The 20,359-nt window shown below is 59.6% G+C and carries 12 protein-coding genes; 10 read left to right on the forward strand and 2 right to left on the reverse strand.

What is annotated here, in order from left to right; translation table 11 throughout:
• Positions 1–94 precede the first annotated feature (94 nt).
• Positions 95–934 (reverse strand): MerR family transcriptional regulator, encoded by an 840-nt coding sequence (locus tag PMW70_RS05520; RefSeq protein WP_271744166.1) that lies wholly within the window; start codon positions 932–934, stop codon positions 95–97.
• 64 nt (positions 935–998) lie between these two features.
• The gene (locus PMW70_RS05525) at positions 999–2,345 is read right to left on the reverse strand and encodes an MATE family efflux transporter (RefSeq protein ID WP_055252511.1); all 1,347 of its coding nucleotides are present in this window, start codon (positions 2,343–2,345) and stop codon (positions 999–1,001) included.
• Between the two features lie 313 nt (positions 2,346–2,658).
• Here PMW70_RS05525 and PMW70_RS05530 point away from each other — a divergent pair, with 313 nt between their 5' ends.
• The 10 genes from PMW70_RS05530 to PMW70_RS05575 all read left to right on the forward strand — a co-directional run bounded on the left by PMW70_RS05530 (position 2,659) and on the right by PMW70_RS05575 (position 20,142).
• Entirely contained in the window at positions 2,659–4,425 is a 1,767-nt protein-coding gene (locus PMW70_RS05530) for an ABC transporter ATP-binding protein (protein ID WP_271744168.1), read from the forward strand.
• A complete protein-coding gene (locus PMW70_RS05535) occupies positions 4,418–6,316 on the forward strand; it encodes an ABC transporter ATP-binding protein (RefSeq protein ID WP_271744106.1) in 1,899 nt (632 codons plus the stop codon). The genes PMW70_RS05530 and PMW70_RS05535 overlap by 8 nt, the downstream gene beginning before the upstream one ends.
• A 215-nt stretch (positions 6,317–6,531) precedes the next feature.
• On the forward strand, positions 6,532–7,569 hold the full coding sequence (locus PMW70_RS05540) for a hypothetical protein (RefSeq protein WP_271744107.1): 1,038 nt from the start codon (positions 6,532–6,534) through the stop codon (positions 7,567–7,569).
• 235 nt (positions 7,570–7,804) lie between these two features.
• Positions 7,805–8,860 carry a GTP 3',8-cyclase MoaA gene (gene moaA / locus PMW70_RS05545; RefSeq protein ID WP_271744108.1) on the forward strand — a complete coding sequence of 352 codons (1,056 nt, stop codon included), beginning with the start codon at positions 7,805–7,807 and terminating at the stop codon, positions 8,858–8,860.
• Between the two features lie 4 nt (positions 8,861–8,864).
• A complete protein-coding gene (mobB, locus tag PMW70_RS09755; RefSeq protein ID WP_271744109.1) occupies positions 8,865–10,166 on the forward strand; it encodes a molybdopterin-guanine dinucleotide biosynthesis protein B in 1,302 nt (433 codons plus the stop codon).
• 288 nt (positions 10,167–10,454) lie between these two features.
• The gene (locus PMW70_RS05555) at positions 10,455–11,735 is read left to right on the forward strand and encodes an MFS transporter (protein ID WP_271744110.1); all 1,281 of its coding nucleotides are present in this window, start codon (positions 10,455–10,457) and stop codon (positions 11,733–11,735) included.
• Between the two features lie 210 nt (positions 11,736–11,945).
• On the forward strand, positions 11,946–12,767 hold the full coding sequence (locus PMW70_RS05560) for an HAD family hydrolase (protein ID WP_271744111.1): 822 nt from the start codon (positions 11,946–11,948) through the stop codon (positions 12,765–12,767).
• 504 nt (positions 12,768–13,271) lie between these two features.
• On the forward strand, positions 13,272–16,712 hold the full coding sequence (locus PMW70_RS05565; protein WP_271744112.1) for a Spy0128 family protein: 3,441 nt from the start codon (positions 13,272–13,274) through the stop codon (positions 16,710–16,712).
• Positions 16,705–18,360, forward strand: coding sequence for a SpaA isopeptide-forming pilin-related protein (locus PMW70_RS05570; RefSeq protein ID WP_271744113.1), 1,656 nt, complete (start codon positions 16,705–16,707; stop codon positions 18,358–18,360). Before PMW70_RS05565 ends, PMW70_RS05570 begins: the two co-directional genes overlap by 8 nt.
• 120 nt (positions 18,361–18,480) lie before the next feature.
• Positions 18,481–20,142 (forward strand): isopeptide-forming domain-containing fimbrial protein, encoded by a 1,662-nt coding sequence (locus PMW70_RS05575; RefSeq protein WP_271744114.1) that lies wholly within the window; start codon positions 18,481–18,483, stop codon positions 20,140–20,142.
• The last annotated feature ends 217 nt before the right edge of the window (positions 20,143–20,359 follow it).

Below are 20,359 nucleotides of genomic sequence, written 5' to 3' on the forward strand. Positions count from 1 at the left end.
CCCGACGTCGTACAAAGCGTTTCCAGCCATAAAAAGGCCTCCCATTTCTTGTGTCCAAGAAATGGGAGGCAGTTCAATGCCTTCCAGGCGGTTCTTACTTTGCTGGGGCAACCGGCACCGTGATCTGCGTCACGTAGGTCGCGGGGTCATCGCTGATGATGTCGTCGATAAGGGCGATTTCGCGCGAAGGCCCGGTGGGCGCCAGGTTGTGCTCGCGCATATAGCCGAGCAGCTGCTTATAGCGCGGGGCTGCTTGCCCGTGCGTGCCGCGGAAGCTTATGGTCAGGCAGCGCGCGGCAGGTCGCGTCTCAACGTCGCCCAAGTAATCATCGGTGTCATCGAGCAGCAGGAAGACCTCGTCGTAGCCATCAAAGTCGCCGGCGGCGAGGCGTTCGGGCGCGATGCCCACACCCAGATTGCCCAGATAGGCAAAGGTTTCGTGCTGCCCCTGCTGAAGCTGGCGGATATGCCATCCCAGCGAATAGGCGTCGGTGGGATTGACGCGCTCGTGCAGCGTGGCGCAGCGAAGTTCGGGTTCCTCGATTTCGCTAATGGTGTCGAGATCAGCATTCAAAGCGCCATGAAGCAAGGCAAGCCGCTGGTCAATCTTGCGCGACATGCGCTCCAACTCACGCCGCCTGTGCTCAATTAACTCCTGTTGCTTGGTCAGTTGCCGTTGTATCAAATCCATATCGCGCGTAGTGGCAAACTCGCGAATCTGCGCCAGCGGCAAGTCGAGAACGCGCAGGTTGCCGATGGTGTTGAGGGTGGAGAGCTGCCGCGATCCGTAGTAGCGGTACCCACTTGCCGGATCGACATATGCCGGCTCCAACAGCCCCATCTGCTCGTAATGACGCAGTGTGCCCACGCTTAAATTGAGCAGGCGCGCCACCTCGCCAATGCGGAGCAGGCCCTCGGTGTGTTCACTTGGCATGTCGGTCACAGGACCACTCCTTTCGGTAAAAACAGGGGAGAGGCGCTAGGCCCGCGTCGCCCCGCTACGCCACCAGCTTGTCAAAAGCCCCGCGCCGGTTGAGCACGGTAAATGCAATCACGCAGATGCCCGCCGACAGAATCGACCCGCACGGTGAGGCGATGCCCATGGGGAACAGCGTGTCGGAATAGGCGTTCGACAGCAGCCATGCGCCGGGCACGCGAATGAGCACCACGGCCAGCACGTTGTGCGCAAAGCCAATGTAGCTCTTGCCATACGCAGCGAAAAAGCCGCTAAAGCAAATGTGGATGCCGGCAAAGATCGCGTCGAAAATATAGCTGCGCATATAGCCGGTACCGGCGGCGACTACTGCAGCGTCCTTGGCAAAAAAGCCGATAAACGCCGGCGCCACCAGCCACATCAGCACCGTGATCAGGCAGCCGTACACCACCGAGATGGTCATGGCGTCCTTGAGTACCTGACGCGCGCGATCGCCCTTGCCCGCGCCGGCATTTTGCGCCGTGAGCGCGCTGACGGTAGCGCCCATGGAACTCGGCACAATGAACAAAAAGCTGATCATCTTTTCGACCAGGCCCACGGCGGCGGCGTCGACCAGACCGCGGTGGTTGGCGATGACGGTGATGAACATAAACGCCACCTGGATGCAGCCGTCCTGCACGGCCACGGGCACGCCGATCTTAAGAATGCTACCGAGCACCTCGGGCTGCGGGCGCAGGTCGCTGCGCTTAACGTGGATGTTCGTGCGGCGGCTCTTGAGCCACACGAGCGCGAGGGCAACGCTGGCCGTCTGCGCGGTCACCGTGCCGAGCGCCGCGCCCACGGGGCCGAGCCCCATGTGGCCGATAAACAGAAAATCGAGCGCGATGTTGATGATGCATGCCACGCCAATTACGTACATGGGCGAGCGCGAATCGCCCAGCCCGCGAAAGATGGCTGAAAGAATGTTGTACGCGGCGATAAAGGGAATGCCGATAAAGCAGATACGCAGGTAGGCGGCAGTGCCTTCGACGGCTTCGGCGGGAGTGCCAATGAGCGCCACGATCTGCGGGCAAAGCGCGAGCAGGACAGCGGCCAGTACCACCGAGACACCCATAAAGAGCGTGATGGTATTGCCGATGGCGGTCTCGGCGCGATCGAAGCGGCGCGAGCCCACGGCGTGGCCGACGATGACCGTCGTTCCCATGGCCAGACCAACGAGTGTCACGGTAATGATATAGAGCGTCTGTGCGCCGTTGCCCACGGCGGTGATGCCGGCAGCGCCGCTAAACTGCCCCATCATGTACAGATCGGCCATGCCGTAGAGCATCTGCAAAAAGTACGAGAGCATATAAGGCAGGGCAAAGACCGCGATGGTCTTGAGGACATTGCCGCGTGTGAGGTCGTGTTCCATAGGTGGGGCTTTCTGGCTGGGTTTGTTTTGCTACCAGTGTAGTGAAAACCCTACAACGATTATAGAGTCAAGGTTTATGTTGGCAGTGGGGCGAAAAAGTCACACTCGCGTTCATTTCCAATTGAATACGGACGTGCACCCTGTGAGCATGGCGCCTGTACTAGCCTTGCAGAAATCGATTTCGGAACACTTGACACCGCCGCACGGCGCGCCATAATACGTGGGTTTGCGAACAACGTTTGATGGGGGATGAACCTGCGTGCGCAATCTCAAGATTTTGTTTTCCTATCTGGGGGCATACCGTCGCGATGCCATGCTCGGCGTGTTCTTTGTGACGGCCGAGACAGCGCTCGAGCTATTTATTCCGGTCATCATGGCAAATATCATCGACGTGGGCGTGCCCGCGGGCGACATCAACTACATGCTGTTGCAGGGCACGTATATGTTGGTATGCGCCGCATGTTCGCTGGTACTTGGCTTGGGCTATGCACGCACGTCTGCTCGCGTCGCCTCGGGGCTGGGCGCTAACTTGCGCGAGGCGGAGTACCGCAAGATCCAGACGCTCGCTTTTGGCAATCTGGATAACTACGACGCCAGCTCGCTCGTCACCCGCATGACTACCGATATCACCGTCATCCAAAATGCCATCGGCAATGGCTTTCGCCCCATGGTGCGCGGTCCCGTGACGCTCATCGTCGGCTTGGTCTATGCGCTGGTGCTGTCGCGTCCGCTCGCCACCGTTTTCGCGATCATCCTGCCGGTGCTGGCGATCGTGCTGGGCGTTATCACCTATCGCGTCAGTCCGCTCTACCGCCAGCTGCAGACCTCGATGGACCATCTCAACTGTGTGGTGCAGGAGGACCTCACCGCCGTGCGCGCCGTCAAGGCGTACGTGCGTGCCGAGCACGAGGAGGCCAAGTTCGACGCCGTCAATACCGAGCTCGCGCATACGGCGACGAAGACCTTCGGCAACGCCGTGCTCAACCTGCCGGTGTTTCAGCTGTCGATGTACGTGGCGGCGCTTTCCATTCTGTGGATCGGCGGTCGCATGATCCTTGCCGGCGAGCTCGGCGTGGGCTCGCTCACAGGCTTTATGAGCTATGTGCTGTTGATCATGAACTCGCTCATGATGATCTCCAACGTGTTTTTGCTGCTCACCCGCGCACTTGCCAGCGTGGAGCGCATCTCGCGGGTGCTCGACGAGCGTTCGCTTATCCAAGCGCCCGACGCTGCCGCTGCCGTGCACGGGGTGGCCGACGGAAGCATCGAGTTTCGCGACGTGTCGTTTAAGTACCGCGCGGATGCTGCCGAGGATGTGCTCGAGCATATTGACCTTTGCATTGAGGCAGGCTCCACGGTGGGCGTGCTCGGCGGCACGGGCTCGGGCAAGAGTTCGCTTGTGCAGCTGATCGCGCGCCTGTACGACGCCACCGAAGGCGCCGTACTCGTGGGCGGGCGCGATGTGCGCGATTACGACCTGGTTGCCCTGCGCGACGCCGTGGGTATCGTGCTGCAAAAGAACGTGCTGTTTACGGGTACCGTGCGCGAGAACCTGCAGTGGGGCAATCCACAGGCGTCGGACAATGAGCTCCTCGCGGCTTGCCGCGCGGCGTGCGTGGATGAGTTCCTCGATCGCATCGGCGGGCTGGACGGCTATCTGGGCCAGGGCGGTGCCGGTGTCTCGGGCGGGCAGAAGCAGCGCCTGTGCATCGCGCGTACATTGCTCAAGCATCCGCGTGTGCTCATCTTTGACGATTCGACCAGCGCGGTCGATATGGCGACCGACGCCAAGATCCGCGAGCATATCGCTCAGATTCCCAACACGACGGTGATTGTCATTGCGCAGCGCATTGCGAGCGTCATGGATGCCGATTGCATTGTGGTGTTGGACGACGGTCGTGTCCACGGCGTGGGCACGCACGAGGAACTGCTGGCGGGCGATGCCATTTATCAGGAGATTTACGCCTCGCAGATGGAGTTTGCGGGGGATGCGGGCATCGCCGAAGGCGCAGATGCCCCGTCTTCCTCTGGTTCCAGCGGATCAATTCAAGCCACGGAAGGAGGCGAGCAACATGCCTAAGACATCCGCTCAGGCCCGCCCCGCCAATCTGACGCAGACGCTCCGCCGCTTGCTCTCCTACATGGGTCACGCCAAGTTCTCGTTGCTCGCGGTGGGCGTGCTCGCCTCCGTCGCCGCCATCGCAAGCCTTGCCGGTACCTACATGGTGCGCCCCATCGTCAACGGTTTGGCAACGGGCGGCGAGGAACTGCTCGCTAGGCAGGTTATCTTTACCGCTGTCATCTACGCTGCGGGCGTGCTCTCGGCCCTGGGCTACTCACAGATCATGGTGCGTGCGGCCCAACGCGTGGTGTCCGATATTCGCCGCGACCTGTTCGCGCACATCCAGGCGTTGCCGCTCAGTTATTTTGACAGCACGCGCTCGGGCGACATCATGAGCTTTTTCACCAACGACGTCGACACCGTCTCCGAGGCGCTCAACAACAGCTTTGCCAACGTGATTCAGGCCGCCATTCAGGTTGTGGGCACCACGGCCATGCTCATCATCCTCAACTGGCAGCTCACGATTATCACGCTCGTGTGCGATGTGGCCATTGTGCTGTATGCGCGCTACTCGGGCATGCGTTCCAAGCGCTTTTTTGCCGCCCAACAGGCGTCGCTGGGCGATTTGGACGGATACGTCGAGGAGATGGTCTCGGGCCAAAAGGTCATCAAGGTCTTTAATCACGAGCAGGCCAACGTGGCTGGTTTTGACGTGCGTAACCAAGAGCTGCGCCGCACCGGTGGCGCCGCGCAGGCTTACGCCAACTCCATGGTTCCCATGACCGTGGTGATTGGCTATGCCAACTACGCCATCGTCGCCGTGGCGGGCGGCATGCTCTGCATCAAGGGGCTCGCCGACGTAGGTGCGCTCGCAAGCTACCTGGTCTTTGTGCGTCAGGCCGCCATGCCTATCAACCAGTTTACGCAGCTGGGCAACTTCTTGCTCAACGCGCTGGCCGGTGCCGAGCGTCTGTTTGCCGCCATGGATCTTGAGCCCGAGGTGGACGAGGGCTGCGTGGAGCTGGTGCAGACGGGCGACGCCGCGTGGGCATGGAAGATTCCCGAGGGCCAGGGCGTGGGCTCGTACGGGCACCTGCATGATGTGGCTGCCGTTGATGAGTCGGGCCGCGCGGTGGCCGCCGACGGTACCGAGCTCACGTGCGGCTTGGTCCCGCTTGCCGGCGACGTGCGCTTCCATGCCGTGGACTTTTCCTACGTGCCGGGCACCCGTGTGCTCACGGACCTCAACCTGTTTGCCAAGCCGGGGCAAAAGATCGCGTTTGTGGGCTCGACGGGCGCCGGAAAGACGACCATCACCAACCTCATCAACCGCTTCTACGAGGTCGATGACGGCGAGATCACGTACGACGGCATCGACGTCAAGCACATTGCCAAGGCCAGCCTGCGCGGGTCGCTCGGCATTGTGCTGCAGGACACGCACTTGTTTAGCGGCACCATTGCGCAGAACATCCGCTTTGGCAAGCTCGACGCGACCGACGAGGAGGTGCGCGCCGCCGCCGAGGCTGCCTGCGCGGATTCGTTTATCCGCCGCCTGCCTAGAGGGTACGACACGCCGGTCACGGCCGATGGCGCCAACCTGTCGCAGGGCCAGCGCCAGCTGCTCGCCATCGCGCGCGTGGCCGTTGCCGATCCGCCGGTGCTCATCCTGGACGAGGCCACTTCGAGCATCGACACGCGTACCGAAAAGCTCATCGAGCGCGGCATGGACCGCATCATGCGCGGACGCACCACGTTTATGATCGCGCACCGCCTGTCCACCGTCCGCGACGCCGACGCCATCATGGTCCTCGAACACGGCCGCATCATCGAGCGCGGCACGCACGAAGAGCTGCTCGCTCAGCACGGCGAGTACTGGCAGCTGGCGCATGGCTTAAAAGAGTTGGATTAACCCGTTCGAGCACGATGCTTTGACCCCTCCATGCTCCTCACCTCGCCTCAAACCATCACAACATTCGACGTTTTTTGCCAAAATCGGGAAAAGCATCGAATGTTGCGATGGTTTTTCTACCACTCGATCGGGTGGAATCGCTTTCTTGCGCACGAAGGTGTGCGGACCCGTGGGCAGGGGAATAAGGTTGGTTATCCGACTCCATTGGAGGGCTCATGGACCTGCCGATCGTCCTGTCCTATAAGACTGCCTGGCTGTACCACAACGTGGCGCGCCCGTCCGAGCCGCTCTCGCGAGCAAGCAGCCTATACGATGAGGACTCGCTTGCTAACGAGGCGGAGCCGATTGCGGACCTGCCCAAATTGGGGCTCGATGCCAAGGGGCTGAGGGCTTCAACGGCAGTTGGAATCGTTACCGACTATCTGGTTTCGCTTGGTATTCCACGAGAAGAGCTCGATCATATCGACACACTCGTCAACTTCGATTTTGAGCGCTCGACGCCGGCTGGATTTAGGTGCCACGTGTTTGGAGCGCCGATACCTTCAGACCATCTTATCGAGGTGGCAGAGGGCCTTCTGGTGGTTGATGGGGTCATGTGCTTTGTCCAAGCGGGTTCGTGGATGAACGAACCCGAGCAGCTGGAATATGGCTACGAAATCTGCGCCCGATACCATTTGAATCATCTGTCGACGGACGAATATATCGAGATGGGGCAGAGGTATACCGTTGCCGACTTGATTGCCTATTGCAATGAGAACCGATCTCGTCAGGGGGCCATACGCGCGGCCGCCGTGCTCAAGCGCGTGCACGATGGCGCGCGGTCGCCCATGGAGACGGCCACCGCAATCATGGTCGTAGCAAAACGTTCCCAGGGCGGGCTGGGATACGTCAAGATCGAGCTCAACCATCGGGTCGATGTTCCCAACGAGTTCAAGTATCTCGCTAAGGCCGGGTATTTCGAGATCGACGTATATGCGCCTGCGAGCGGTACGGGGATTGAATACAACGGTTCGGACCATCTTGATAAACAGCGCAGCGCGTCGGATGCGGAGCGTATGACCGTGCTGAGCGCGCTGGGCTTTAGGATGATCGTCCTCACCGGGACTCAGTTTGCCCACCAGCTGCAATTGCACCGGGCGATGAACGCCATCGCGCTCGCTATGGGTCTCAAGTGCGACCGAAGCGAAGCGTTCCAAAAGCGGCAGAACGACCTGCGAGAATTCGTGATTCGGCACTGGGACGGCGTCCTTTAGGGACGTTCCGGTCCTTCTACGGGGTGCCGTGGGCAGGCAAACCATCACAACATTCGACGTTTTTTGCCAAAAACGGGAAAAGCATCGAATGTTGTGATGGTTTGTATGCTGAGGATGGGCTTGGAAAGTCCGTTTTGCTCGAAGCGACCTGTCCTGTCGTACGGGTGTCGGCATGATTCTCCCGTGGGGTATTATGTTTTCCGAAGAATAAAACGCCGCGTGAGGGGAGGGCTGCGTGGACGGGCACGTGCAACATGACGGCTTTGGTCGCGATATCAATTACCTGCGCATTGCCGTTACCGACAAGTGCAATTTCCGCTGCATTTACTGCATGCCGGCCGATGGCGTGGCACCCCGCGCGCACGACGAGCTGCTCAGTGCCGAGGAAATCGCCCGCTTTGTGCGCTTGGTGACGGGGGAGGGCATTCGCCGCGTACGCCTGACGGGCGGCGAGCCGCTGGTCAGCCGCCGTATCATTCCGCTCATTCGCGACATCCGCGCGATTCCGCAGATCGAGGACATCTCGCTTACTACCAATGGCGCCCTGCTGCCCAAGCTGGCACCGCAGCTCAAAGATGCCGGCCTTAACCGCGTCAACATCTCGCTCGACACGCTCGACCCTACGCTGTTTGGAAAGATTACGCGCCTGGGTCGGCTCGAGCAGACCATGGCTGGCATCGACGCGGCGCTGGCCTGGGGCTTTGAGCCCGTTAAGGTCAACTGCGTTGTGGTGCGCCGGCTCAACCAAGATGTGGCGGCCCTCGCGCGGCTCACGCTCGACCGTCCCATCCACCTGCGCTTTATCGAATACATGCCCATTGGCGACGAACACACGAGCTCGCATTGCGCTGTGGACCCGCATGCGCCCACGCTCAATCCCGAGTTGTGGGACGCGAGCGATACCGTGCCGAGCGACGAGCTACGGGCGCGCATCAATGCCGGGGCCGCCGCGACGGGGCTGGGCGAGCTCGGGCCGCTCGACATCAACGACGCTCCTGCCGGCGCGGGCCCTGCGCGCTATTGGCATTTTCCGGGCGCGGCGGGAACGGTCGGCTTTATCAGCGCCATGTCCAACCATTTTTGTGCGAATTGCAACCGTCTGCGCCTGACGGCCGATGGCAACGTGCGTCCGTGCCTGTTCAGCGATGCCGAGTATTCGGTGCGCGACGCCCTGCGCCGTGGTGATGATATGCAGGTACTTTCGATTTGGCGCGATGCCGTGGCCCACAAACCGCAGGAACACGCGATAATTGAGGGCACGCAACGATTTATGTCCCAAATCGGAGGATGATCATATGGCCAAGATCAGGTACGCCGATGCCACCAAGGCCGCTCGCAGGGCCGCGATGTCTGCCCACAAAGTCACGGCTGCGGCGAATGCTGGCAACGCCGACGCGTCCGCACAGCCGTCTGCCAGCGCTGCAGCCGAGCCCGCCCGTGACGCCCGTCGCGACGAGCTGACGCATGTGGACGCCAAGGGCGAGGTACGCATGGTCGACGTGTCCGACAAGGCCGAGACCCATCGCACCGCCATCGCCGAGGGCACCATCCTCATGCACCCCGAGACGCAAGCCATGGTGCTGCAGGATCGCGCCAAAAAAGGTGACGTGCTCGCCTGCGCGCGCGTGGCGGGCATTATGGCCATCAAACGCACGAGCGACATCATTCCCATGTGCCATCCGTTGCTCATTACCAAGAGCAAGTGCGACATTGCGCCCATCGCTCCGGCGGGGACGCCGGCCGATGACGTGCCCGAGGGCTGGGCGCCGGCGCGCGCGGACGGGCAGGTTGGTTTTCACGTACTGGTTACGGCGGGCGTGACGGGCAAGACGGGTATTGAGATGGAGGCGCTGACCGGCGCGAGCGCTGCGTGCCTAACGATCTACGACATGTGCAAGGCCGTCGATCGCGGCATGGAGATCGTCGACGTTCGCCTGCTGCACAAGGAGGGCGGCCGCTCGGGCGTGTGGGATCGTGTCGAGCGTCAGGCCGCTGCTGTTGAGGCTGTGGCCGCTGACGGTGCCGCACCCGCGAACGCACCTGCCGCCGTCGCGCCCGCAGCTCCCACTCCGGCCGTCCCCGCAATCGCGTTTATCGGCTACCAAAACTCGGGCAAGACCACGCTCGTCGAGAAGGTTATCGCCGAGCTCACCCGCCGCGGCCTGCGCGTGGGTTCGCTCAAGCATCATGGGCATCACGGCTTTGATATCGACGTGCCCGCTAAGGACACCTGGCGCCATCACCAAGCCGGATCAAAGCACGTGGGCCTCATCTGCGCTACGCGCTGGGCGGAGTACGCCGACACGCGCGAGGAGGACGAGATGCCCGCGCGCGAGCTGCTGTCGCGCTACAACGATGTCGACGTGGTGATCATCGAGGGCTACAAGACCGAGGGCTTCGACAACATCGTCGTCGCGCGATCGGGTGTGGATCGCCTACGCGGCAAGAGCTCGCTTGACTTGGTCGACGGTCGCACGCTGGCGCTTGCCTGCAATGAGGCCCTGGCGCGTCAGGCCTTCGACGCCGGCTTCGCGACCCGAGCCATCAACATCAACGACGCCCGAGCCATCTGCGACCTTATCCAAGATCACCTTTAGGGGCCGGCTCGCTGCGCTGCCATAACATGCCAAAAAGGGACAGGTTTATTTTGGCAGGTTTTATCTGGGCAAACGCCATTTCCACCACAAAGGGGCCAGGCACCTTTGTGGTGGATTTTGCTTTGGTAGATGTGTGGGACATGCCTTACAATCTACCAAGTAGTTCATGACGGGCGAAAAACGGAGAAAAGGGGCTTGATGCGTCCTTAATGTTTCATGCGGATAGATTGATTTGACAGACGGTGGCGAATGCCCGCCGTCCACATTCGTATGAAACAAGGAGTCTCCATGCTCGTCTCTCTTTTCTCAAAGCCTCAATCATCGCTTTCCGTGCAGGCCAAGCGCCTGGTGGCGATGCGCTTTCTCATCTACACCGGTTTTCAGACCAGCTACTTTATCGGCGTTATCGGAACACTCACCTATGCGGACGGCGCTTCGGTCATCGCGACATCGCTGGCTGTCCTGTTTATGAATGTATTTGTGATCCTGGGATCCTTTGCGGGTGGCGCGGAGCTCGACGCCTGGGGTCCGCGCCGCCATTTCTTGCTGAGCATCATCGGCGCTCTCGCAACTGGCACGGCAATCATCGCTTTTGGTAGCGCGACCGGCGTCGTCCTGCTCGGCGCGGTGTTCCTAGGCTTTACGATGGGATTCGCTCAGCCCATTGCCACGTCCTATCCGGCCTATCTCACCAATGACCCCGTCGAGCTCAAAGACATCAACTCCGCCATTGCCATGTTCTCAAACGTGAGTATCATCGTCGGACCCACGTTGGGCGGCTTTGTCGCGGCTGCTGCATCGTCACGCGCGGTGTTCGTGCTCATGATGCTCTTTACCGTGCTGGCGCTCGTTGCCGGCTGGGGCTTTAGGTCGCAGACCAGCCATGTCGCCGGGCATGCGGATGCCGATTCGGCAGAGGAAGGGGAGCGTGCGGGACAAAGCTCCAACCCCAGCACGTCCGCCCGCGCCACCTTCGCAGCCAGCATCAAGACAGTCTTCACCAACAGCGTCCTTGCGCTACTTTTCTGCATCATTTTTCTTTCGAACTTTGGCTACGGAGCCTTCGATCCGCTCGAGTCGTTTTTCTATCGCGATGTCCTACGCGTCGGCGTTGAGTGGATGGGCTGGCTCTTGTCGGCCTCGGGCGTAGGCGCGGTGCTGGGTGCCGTGCTCGCGCTCCGCTTGCCGCCGCACCTGGTCAACCTTAAAACCTTGCTCGTGGCGCTCATGTCCGTGGGCCTGGGAAGCCTGCTCTATGTGGGGACGCCGTACGTGGGCGTGGCCCTCGTCGGCCAGATCGCCCTGGGCATAGCTTGGGGCGTCGTCAACCCGCTCCACAACACCATTGTGCAAACGACGGCTCCGCTCGAGCAACTCGGTCGCGTGAACTCGGTCATGGGCTTTGGCAATATGTTTGCCGGCGTGGCCCCGCTGGCGATTGCCCCGTGGCTGGCGGCGACGTTTGGCGTGCAGCAGACGCTCATCGGAGCAGGCATGGTCGTGACAGCAGTCCCCGCGGCGTTGCTGCTGTTTGGGCGCCGGCATTTTGATCGTGCCGCAAGGCAGTAAAACCCATCACAACATTCGATGAAAATCGCGATTTTGCCGAAAAACGTCGAATGTTGTGATGGTTTGGCCCGCAAACGTCGCAACCACCACAAAGGGGCCAGGCACCTTTGTGGTGGTTTTTGCTTTGACGGGCCGCGCCTGTGCCTTGGTATACCATGTACGCCGTTCACGACCACGCCCCACACCGCCGCACAACCCAGAAAGGCCCCCATGGACACCATCTTCAGCCACATCAAAGCCGTGTTCTGCGATATCGACGGTACACTGCTCACGAGCCAGCACGCGGTGTCCCCGCGCACCGTGGCGGCGATCCGCGCCCTGCGCGAGCGCGGCGTGCTCTTTGGCCTGTGCACCGGGCGCGACGCCCACGCGACCGAGGCCATGTACGAGCTCTGGGGCATCGAAGGCCTGGTGGACGTGCTGGTGGGCTGCGGTGGCGCCGAGGTCATCGACCGCGCGCACGACATCAACGAGCTGAGCTATCCGCTGCCGGGCGAGACCATCGCGCGCATCTGCAAGCACATGGCGGACCTTCCGGCAACACCCGTCTGCCCCCGAGACGGCGTGTTCTACGTGCCCGAGAGCAACGCGTGCGTCGAGCACCTGTCGCGCGTCGACGGCGTGCCCTACCAGGTGGTCGATTTTGCCGAGTTCTTGCGCGAGCCGCAGCCCAAGGTGATGTTTACCATGGCGCCCGAGGTGATGCCGCGGGTGATTGAACGGGCGTCGACGTTTGCAGATAACACTGTTAAGGCGGCGTCTCTGCAAACCACGCAGCGGCTCTACGAGTTCATGGATCCGCGCGTGTCCAAGACGCGCGGCCTTGTGCGCGTGGCAGAGCTCAACGACATGGAGCTCCAGAACATCTGCGTGTTTGGCGATGCGGACAACGACACCTGCATGGTGGCTGACGCCGGCGTTGGCGTGGCCATGGCAAACGGCAGCGCCGCCACCCGCGCCGCCGCCGATTTTGTAACCGTCAGCAACGACGAAGACGGCATTGCGATCTTTGTCGAGGAACATCTGCTGTAGCGCCGGGGGAGAACCCCCGCAATGGGGACAGGCGCCTTTGTGGTGGCCTCAGGCGATTTGGGCGAATTGATGCCTAAAATCTGCGCGATAATTCAAATATAGTTGTCTGAACATCATGCCTCTAACCACCGGTGGGTTAAAGATATTCTCATCAGTTTGGTAGGATATTCCTTCCGGTTAATAATCTACCGTTCACGGTCGATTTTCGACCGTTCACAGGATGTTTGCTCTTGAGCAAAAGGTTGTGCAAATAAATAAAATGCTATTAAAAAACTGATAACTAACTTAATTACCAGTAGAAACAGATATTTTATAGCGAATAAACGAAGGCAAATCTAAACAATTGTCAAGAGAATTAAGAACTTGCACAAAAATGTCGGTTTTGCTGCTCAGATATTTAAACAATCGTTATAATTGCATCACTTAGCGAGCGCAATTACAGATTGCGCAGATACGTTTGATAGGGAAAGAGCAAGATCGCGGTCTCTTGGGGAGGAGACATCGATGAAAGCGAATTCGGATAAATCTAAGCAGAGTAATAAAGCGACGCGCCGTGTGCTGGCAGGCGTTTTGTGCGGAGCCTCCGTTTTGAGCCTGGTGCTGTCGCTCGTCATGCCTCCGATCTCGCAGGCCATTGCCAACGATGCCCAGACGGTTTCTACCGAGGAAACTGTGATGGGGGGGGGTTCCTCAAGTGAGTCTACTGATGTAGGCAACACCAACAACGGGGATACCGAAAACCAGAATAGTGACGATGCTGCGGGCGACGACGAAATCCAGCAGGAGGAGCAGCCCAAGGACGAGTCGCAGGCAGAAGAAAATGAAGCGATCGACGATGGCGCTGGTTCGTCAGCCGAGGAGGCTGTGGCGAGCGAAGAGACAGCCACGGACATCAAGAATGCCGGTGACTTGCAGGGAAAGCTTCTAGGCGTTGAGGAAAATCAAACCGCCAGCTTTACGCTTGCGGCTGATATTGACTTTCCTGGTGAAATCACACTTAACAAAGGCGGCAGCAATATCACCCTTGACCTAAGTGGTCATAAGATTAAGCACTCGAGCGCCGACAAGCCGTTATTCAATGTTGCCGGTGGTGCGTCACTTACAATTAGGGATTCTGCACAGGTGGGTGAGACGGTCAGCGAGGGCCAGCAGCTAGCTGATCAGGGGCAGAGCCTGAATGCCGATAATTATGACAAGAATGCCGCCAATTATGGCAAGAATGCCGAACTGACTTACGATAACGATAACATTCCATCTAATCTTACCTACTACGTGACCGAATCGTCCCCGAGCGGAACAGGCACAACCGAGACACTTGTCAAACATGACGTTGAGATTAAAGGCGCCATCGTGGCGTGCGGCGGCAACGCAAATCTAAAGCTCATCAATCTATATAACAACAACGGCAAGGGCGGCACGTTTAACCTTGTGAGCGGCGTGATCACGCAAAAACAAGGCGGCAGCGTTAGCAGCTTGGTCTATGCCGAGAACGGCTCTACCGTCAACATGCGCGGCGGCTATGTGTGTGGAGCTTCTGGCTCGGGTGCGGGCGGCGGAATTGAAATACACGGTAATTCGACCCTCGAGGTTTCCGGTGGCGTAATTGCCGGCAACAGTGCTCCTAGTGGCGGTGGTGTGTATGCTAAAGACTCCACGGTCAACATAACTAATGGCGTAATCTCCGGCAACAGCACGCTTGCTACTGGTGTTGGTTTCGGCGGCGGCATCATGGCCGAAGGCGGCAGCGTTACTGTTTCTGGTGGCTACATTACTAACAATAAATATGCCAATTACTGTGGTAACGATGGTAATGGCGATCATGGCGGTGCTGGACTTGCCGCTAAAAACGGTACTCATGTCACCATTTCGGGCGGCCAGATCACGGGCAACTATTCTGAGGAAGCCGGCGGCGGCGTCTATGTGACCGACATCGAACACCAAGGGGCGAGCTCGCGCAAGACAATGGCATGGCTCAACATTACGGGGGGAACTATTGCCTCTAACGTGAGTTTTCGCTCTGAGGGTGCCGGCATTCGCGTGGGCCAGATGGTTGACGCGATGATAAAAGGAACGTCAAATTCAAATCCAGTCTATATCACTAATAACCACTGCATGTCTCGCTTTGACTGGGGTGGAGGCGGCATCTTCGTCCAGGGCGATTCTAAGGTCGCGTCTAATGCTGGTAGGCTATTTGTCTATAACTCCTATATAAGCAGCAATGAGGCCGGTGGCTACGGTGGCGGCGTTGCGGTTTGCCCGACGGGTAAGACTTTGGTGACAGGCACCGACGGCACGGCGATTTTCGGTAATACTTCTGCCGGAAATGAGCAAAACGCGAACGACTACGAATCCGTGAGTAATACAGGCAATAACGGCACCCCCCATCTTTCCGGCGGTGGTCACGGTAAGGACCAGGACTCCGACGCCTACAATGCCGAAGTGTTTCGCGAAAACGGCCACGCGGACTTCTTCCTTGCGGCGGAGGGTCATACGACTCCGATCGCGGCGGTGATTGGCAAAATGCTTGGCGGCGGCGATGCTAAGTATCGGGGAAGCTTAGAGCTCCAGAAAGCCATTACTATCCCCGCTAACGGTGGCGTGCAGGTATATAAAAGCATCGGCCTGAGTTCGGATGTTAAGGCTCAAGACCCCGAGGCGATCAATGCGCGAAAGGCTGCGCTAGAGGCGGGCGCGACGTTTATCACGGGCAATCATTCCTGGAACCATGGCGGCGGCATCATGTCGAACGGCGACCTGTACATGGGCGCGCCTGAGGACACGTATGTCTATCCGAGCCTCAAGCTCAAGGCGACCAAGAAGCTGGAAGGCCGCAAGCTCAATGATGGGGAGTTCTCCTTTACGGTGTATCGCAAGGATTCAGACGACCCTTTGGCTGGCACGACAGCTGGCACGACATTCAATCGCGACGTTTGCACCGAGGTTGGAACAGCAGCAAATGATGCAGAAGGCAGCATTACGTTTGACCTTGGTGAACAATTCGCATCGAGTGGCGCGGGTAACGAAATCACATACTACTTGGTCGAAGACCCCGGTGGTGATTCTGGCATCACGTACGACTCCAGCGTGTATAAGATTGTGGTGACGGCCGAAGATACCAAGACCTTGCTCATGTCTGTTCCGAGTAAAGAAAACTCAAGCCAACTGAAGGATCTTTACATCCATAACTACACGATTAAAAACGTCGGTGTAACCAAGTACGAATTCCGCGAGTCGTCTGGGAAGTGGGAGAACGTAAAAGCGAGGAGCAAGGTGCAGAAGAGTGGAGACTATTATCCAATTATCTGTGAGGGTGACTCCACGACTTTCACTAACAAGTTCACTCCGTACGACTCGAAGGGCTCCTGGACGCCTATGGCGACTAAGGTCGTTGAGGGTGGCGAGATGAAGGAGTTCACGCTCCAGCTTGCGACCGACACAGATTTTACGGATATCGTTAGCAGCAAGTCCACCACTGCCGACGGCGACAAGTCCCAGACCCTGAGCTTCGACAAGATTGATTACAAACTCGATCAACTCGACCAGCTCGCGTCTGGCCCCGCTGGCCGTGGTGCTTCCAAGACCTTCACGTACTACGTGCGCGAGAAAGACGACGGTTCGCTGTTCTCGCACTATACGTACGACAAGTCGGTCTATCAGATTACGGTTAACGCGACTGACGACTCTAACCACCATATCGACGTCACTGCGACCTACAAGCAGATTCAGGATCGTGATGGCAAGCCAGTGACCAACGACACGGGCCGCGAACTCACTGAAAGTTCCACCCCCACCTTCACCAACACCTACTCCACCTCTTTGCCCCTTTCTGGTATGTCGGGCGTCACTCTGACGTACCTTGCCGGCGCGGTGGTGCTTTGCGCTGCTGCGGCCTGGATGCACATTCGTCGCAAGGCGAATGCGAAGGGAGGTAAGCGTCGTGAATAAGAAAGTTTGCTCCTTCCCGATCTTGTTTGCGCTGCTTACCCTCCTGATCGGCACCTGCGCGGTTGTGTTCCCCGCATCCGCGCAGGCCGCGCCGACCTCGACCGGTTCCATCACGGTGAGCGGCACCGTGGCGCGCAGCTACGACGCCTACCAGATCTTTAGCGCCAACGTCGTCGACGGCGACAGCGACGCCAAGATCGCCACCGACCTCGCCTGGGCAAGCGACGCCGTGCGCGACGCCGCGCTGCCTGTGCTGCACAGCGCCGGCATGCCCAATTCCCAGACCACCGCGCAGGAAGCTGCCGAGTGGCTCAACACCGATTCCCACCTTACGAGCGCGCTGAGCGCGCAGCTCGCTCGTTCCCTCCAGAGCTCTGGCGCCGAGCTCGCGGCCCTCAACGCGGGCACGGCGGCCGAGCTGCCCTGCGGCTACTGGCTCATCGTCGCCGACGACGACGCCATCGCCCAGGGCGAGGCCGGCACCGCGCCGATCATGGCCCTGGTGGGCGGCAGCGCCGTCACCGTCAAGCCCAAGGCCGCGACCCCCAAGGTGGCCAAGCACGTGCTGGAGGACAGCACCGCCGCATGGCAGAAGGCCGCCGACGCCACGGTCGCCGACGACCTGTACTGGCGCCTCTCTGCCACGGTCCCGGCGGGGCTCACGGCCTACGACACCTACGCGGTGCGGTTCGTCGACACCATGAGCGCGGGGCTCGACCCCTCCAAGGTGGCCGCGAGCATGCGCGTGTACGTGGCGGCGGGCGCGGACGGTGGCTTCGACGCCGTCCAGACCGGCAAGGACGGCCGAGCCGACACCGAGCCCGCGAAGGGCTGGACCGACATCACGGCCCAGTGCGCCACCAAGGTAGCGGTTGACGGAACCTTCACCGTGCGTACCGGCGACCTCATCGCCGCGCTCGGCGGGGCCGACGCCTTCACCGCGGGCGCCCGCGTGGTCGCCGTGTACAACGCGCCGCTCAACAGCGCGTGCAACCACGGCATCGCGAAGGGCAACCCCAACGAGGTCTACCTGCGTTACCCGCGCTCTCCCTTTGCCGACCAGTTCAGCGATGCCGGCTTCACTCGCACGCCGAGCGATGATGCGTGCGCCTACACCTGGGATCTCGCGCTCACCAAGCGCGGCAGCGACGGCGACAAGCCGCTTGCCGGGGCGGTCCTGAGCATCGCCGACGACCGCGGCCGCACGCTAGCGGCCGATGGCACGTGGGATGCGGAGGGCAAGGCCACCGTCACCACGGGCGAGGACGGCCGCGTGACCGTCTCGGGCGTGGACTCGGGCAAGCTGGAGGTCCGCGAGCTCAAGGCGCCCAAGGGCTACACCGCCTTTGAGGGCACGTGCTGCGTGACGGTCAAGGCCGAGGGCCTGGATGTCGACCAGGTGGCGGCCGCCAAGCCTAAGGTGACCGTATCGGCCGAAAGCCCTCTGCGAGTTGATGCCGCCGATGCCGGGAAGGGTTTAGTCGAGTTGTCGGTGCTTAACACCCCAAGTAACGAAGTGAGTCGAGGCTTTATGCCCTCGACGGGAGATAGAACGTTGGTGTTGGTAACGGCTTTGGCCGTCATCGGAGTAGTGGCTATTGTCGTCGCGCTCGTCATCAAGCGGGGAGGAGGTCGCCATGATAAATAATTGCCCCCCCCCTTGCTCAGTGGCGTACTACCTCCGTAGCGATTAGAGCGCAGGGAAATGAGCCTGCTGACTTTTGGTGATGACGAGAATTAAAGCAACCTCCAAGAAAGAGGTCCCAACATGAAAACAACCAAGAACATCGCACGCCTGGCAGTAACCGCCGGCCTCACCGCAGCCCTGAGCTTCGGCGGCGTGATGGCGACAGTCACGATGGCGTTTGCTGCGGAGGGTGCTGCCCCCAGCTATTCGCTCACGATTAACAAGTCCGTGGACAATGACTCCACTTCGTTCAAGGCGTATCAGATTTTTAAGGCTGACGTTATTGACGGAAAGTCCGGTAAGGTTGCGTCCAACATTGAGTGGGCGAGTGATGACGCAGAGACTGCGGTCCTGAAGGTGCTTGTTGATAATAATGCCCCAGGGATTACCTTAGACTCGACCGCTTCTGACGTTGCCGACTACCTTTCCAAGATCACTGATACCACTGATACCACGAGTCTGCCGCAGAGCAGCATCCTTAACAAGATTGCCTTGGCTGTAGAGAAGAGTGTTACCGCTACGGGCGATTCCTTTGCCGCCGGTCGCGCTTTCACCACTACGAGCGCTGGCTACTACCTGTTCATGACCGATACCGACTCGCTCAGTGCGAATGAGAAGCAGACCGGTACCTCGCCGATCTTTGCAGTCGTGGGCGGCAACGCAGTGGTCGTTACCGAGAAGACGAGCATCCCGACCGTGACGAAGCAGGTCAAGGACGATGGTGCGGACAACGGCTGGAAGTACAAGGCGGACTCCCAGATGGGTCAGACCGTTCAGTACAAGCTGACCGGCACGGTTGCAAGCAATGTCGACACGTTCAGCACCTACTATTATGAGTTCCACGATGAGCTGTCTGCCGGTTTGACTGTTGATAAGTCCACTGTCAAGGCCGTGATTGGTGAGACTCAGATCACGCCTACTTCTGTGACCGTGTCTGATCCCGATTCAAATGGCAGAACGGTCTTGAGCGTAAAGTTTGACGATCTTAAGGCTGCCGCCACGGCGGCCGGCGTCACTGTCGGCGAGCATACAAGGGTCGTTGTCACGTACAGCGCCAAGCTCGACCCGAATAAGTCCCAGCATGTCGTTGTCGGTGGCACGGGCAACTCCAACACCGTCAAGCTCATCTACTCCAACAACCCTGGCCACGATTCCCGGGGTGAGTCTGTGCCCGACACCGTGCGCGACTACACCTATGCGCTCAAGCTCGTCAAGAAGGACGCGACGGATGAGAATAAGATACTTAAGGGCGTAAAGTTCACCATCCGTGCCACTGATCCCGACGATATTGCATCCAAGGACATGTATGTCCAGGAGAATGGCTCCCTCGGTACTGAGGCTTATGAGTTCACGACCACCGACTCCGGCGAGATTAACGTCAAGGGCCTCGATGCCGGCACCTACACCGTCAAGGAGACCCATACGCTCGCCGGCTATAACACCATCCCCGAGTTCACCTTCACCATCAAAGCCATTGGATTCAACCAAGCAGAGGGAGAGGGAGAAAACAAGATTACGGTCAAGACGAGCACCAGGGGTTCCAATTTGGTCGAGGTTGACACGACTAACACGGACAACGGTACTGCTGCCTTGATCGTCAAAAACAAGCAGGGTTCCGGCCTCCCGCTCACCGGCCTTAACGGCGTGACGTTCACTTGGATCGCTGGTGGCGCGGTGCTGTGCATCGGCGTGGCTCATCTCATCCGCAGCCGTAAGCAGGCTGAGGAGTCCGAGCAGGAGTAACGCTCACTCACCCATCCCTTTGGCGGGTGGGATGTGATGGCCGTGAGACTTGCGGACACTTTTCTCGTCCATCCACGTTCTTGCTTTGCCATTCTCTTTTCGGGGCAGACTCCGCGCTGGAGTTTGCCCCGTTTTTTGGATATAGCAGCCAAGCTCCATTGCCCGATGGATCGAGCGTATGACTATCGAACAGATGTTTGCAATTATTGCGTTTACC

This window comes from Collinsella aerofaciens (assembly GCF_028209625.1).
In the GTDB taxonomy this organism is placed as follows: Bacteria; Actinomycetota; Coriobacteriia; order Coriobacteriales; family Coriobacteriaceae; genus Collinsella; species Collinsella aerofaciens_AM.

Excerpts from the sequence above, each read along its gene's own strand:
- PMW70_RS05575 (WP_271744114.1), top strand. The coding sequence starts at position 18,481 with ATGAAAACAACCAAGAACATCGCACGCCTGGCAGTAACCGCCGGCCTC.
- mobB (WP_271744109.1), top strand. The coding sequence starts at position 8,865 with ATGGCCAAGATCAGGTACGCCGATGCCACCAAGGCCGCTCGCAGGGCC.
- PMW70_RS05565 (WP_271744112.1), top strand. The coding sequence starts at position 13,272 with ATGAAAGCGAATTCGGATAAATCTAAGCAGAGTAATAAAGCGACGCGC.
- PMW70_RS05540 (WP_271744107.1), top strand. The coding sequence starts at position 6,532 with ATGGACCTGCCGATCGTCCTGTCCTATAAGACTGCCTGGCTGTACCAC.
- PMW70_RS05525 (WP_055252511.1), bottom strand. The coding sequence starts at position 2,345 with ATGGAACACGACCTCACACGCGGCAATGTCCTCAAGACCATCGCGGTC.
- PMW70_RS05535 (WP_271744106.1), top strand. The coding sequence starts at position 4,418 with ATGCCTAAGACATCCGCTCAGGCCCGCCCCGCCAATCTGACGCAGACG.
- PMW70_RS05530 (WP_271744168.1), top strand. The coding sequence starts at position 2,659 with ATGCTCGGCGTGTTCTTTGTGACGGCCGAGACAGCGCTCGAGCTATTT.
- PMW70_RS05560 (WP_271744111.1), top strand. The coding sequence starts at position 11,946 with ATGGACACCATCTTCAGCCACATCAAAGCCGTGTTCTGCGATATCGAC.
- PMW70_RS05555 (WP_271744110.1), top strand. The coding sequence starts at position 10,455 with ATGCTCGTCTCTCTTTTCTCAAAGCCTCAATCATCGCTTTCCGTGCAG.
- PMW70_RS05520 (WP_271744166.1), bottom strand. The coding sequence starts at position 934 with ATGCCAAGTGAACACACCGAGGGCCTGCTCCGCATTGGCGAGGTGGCG.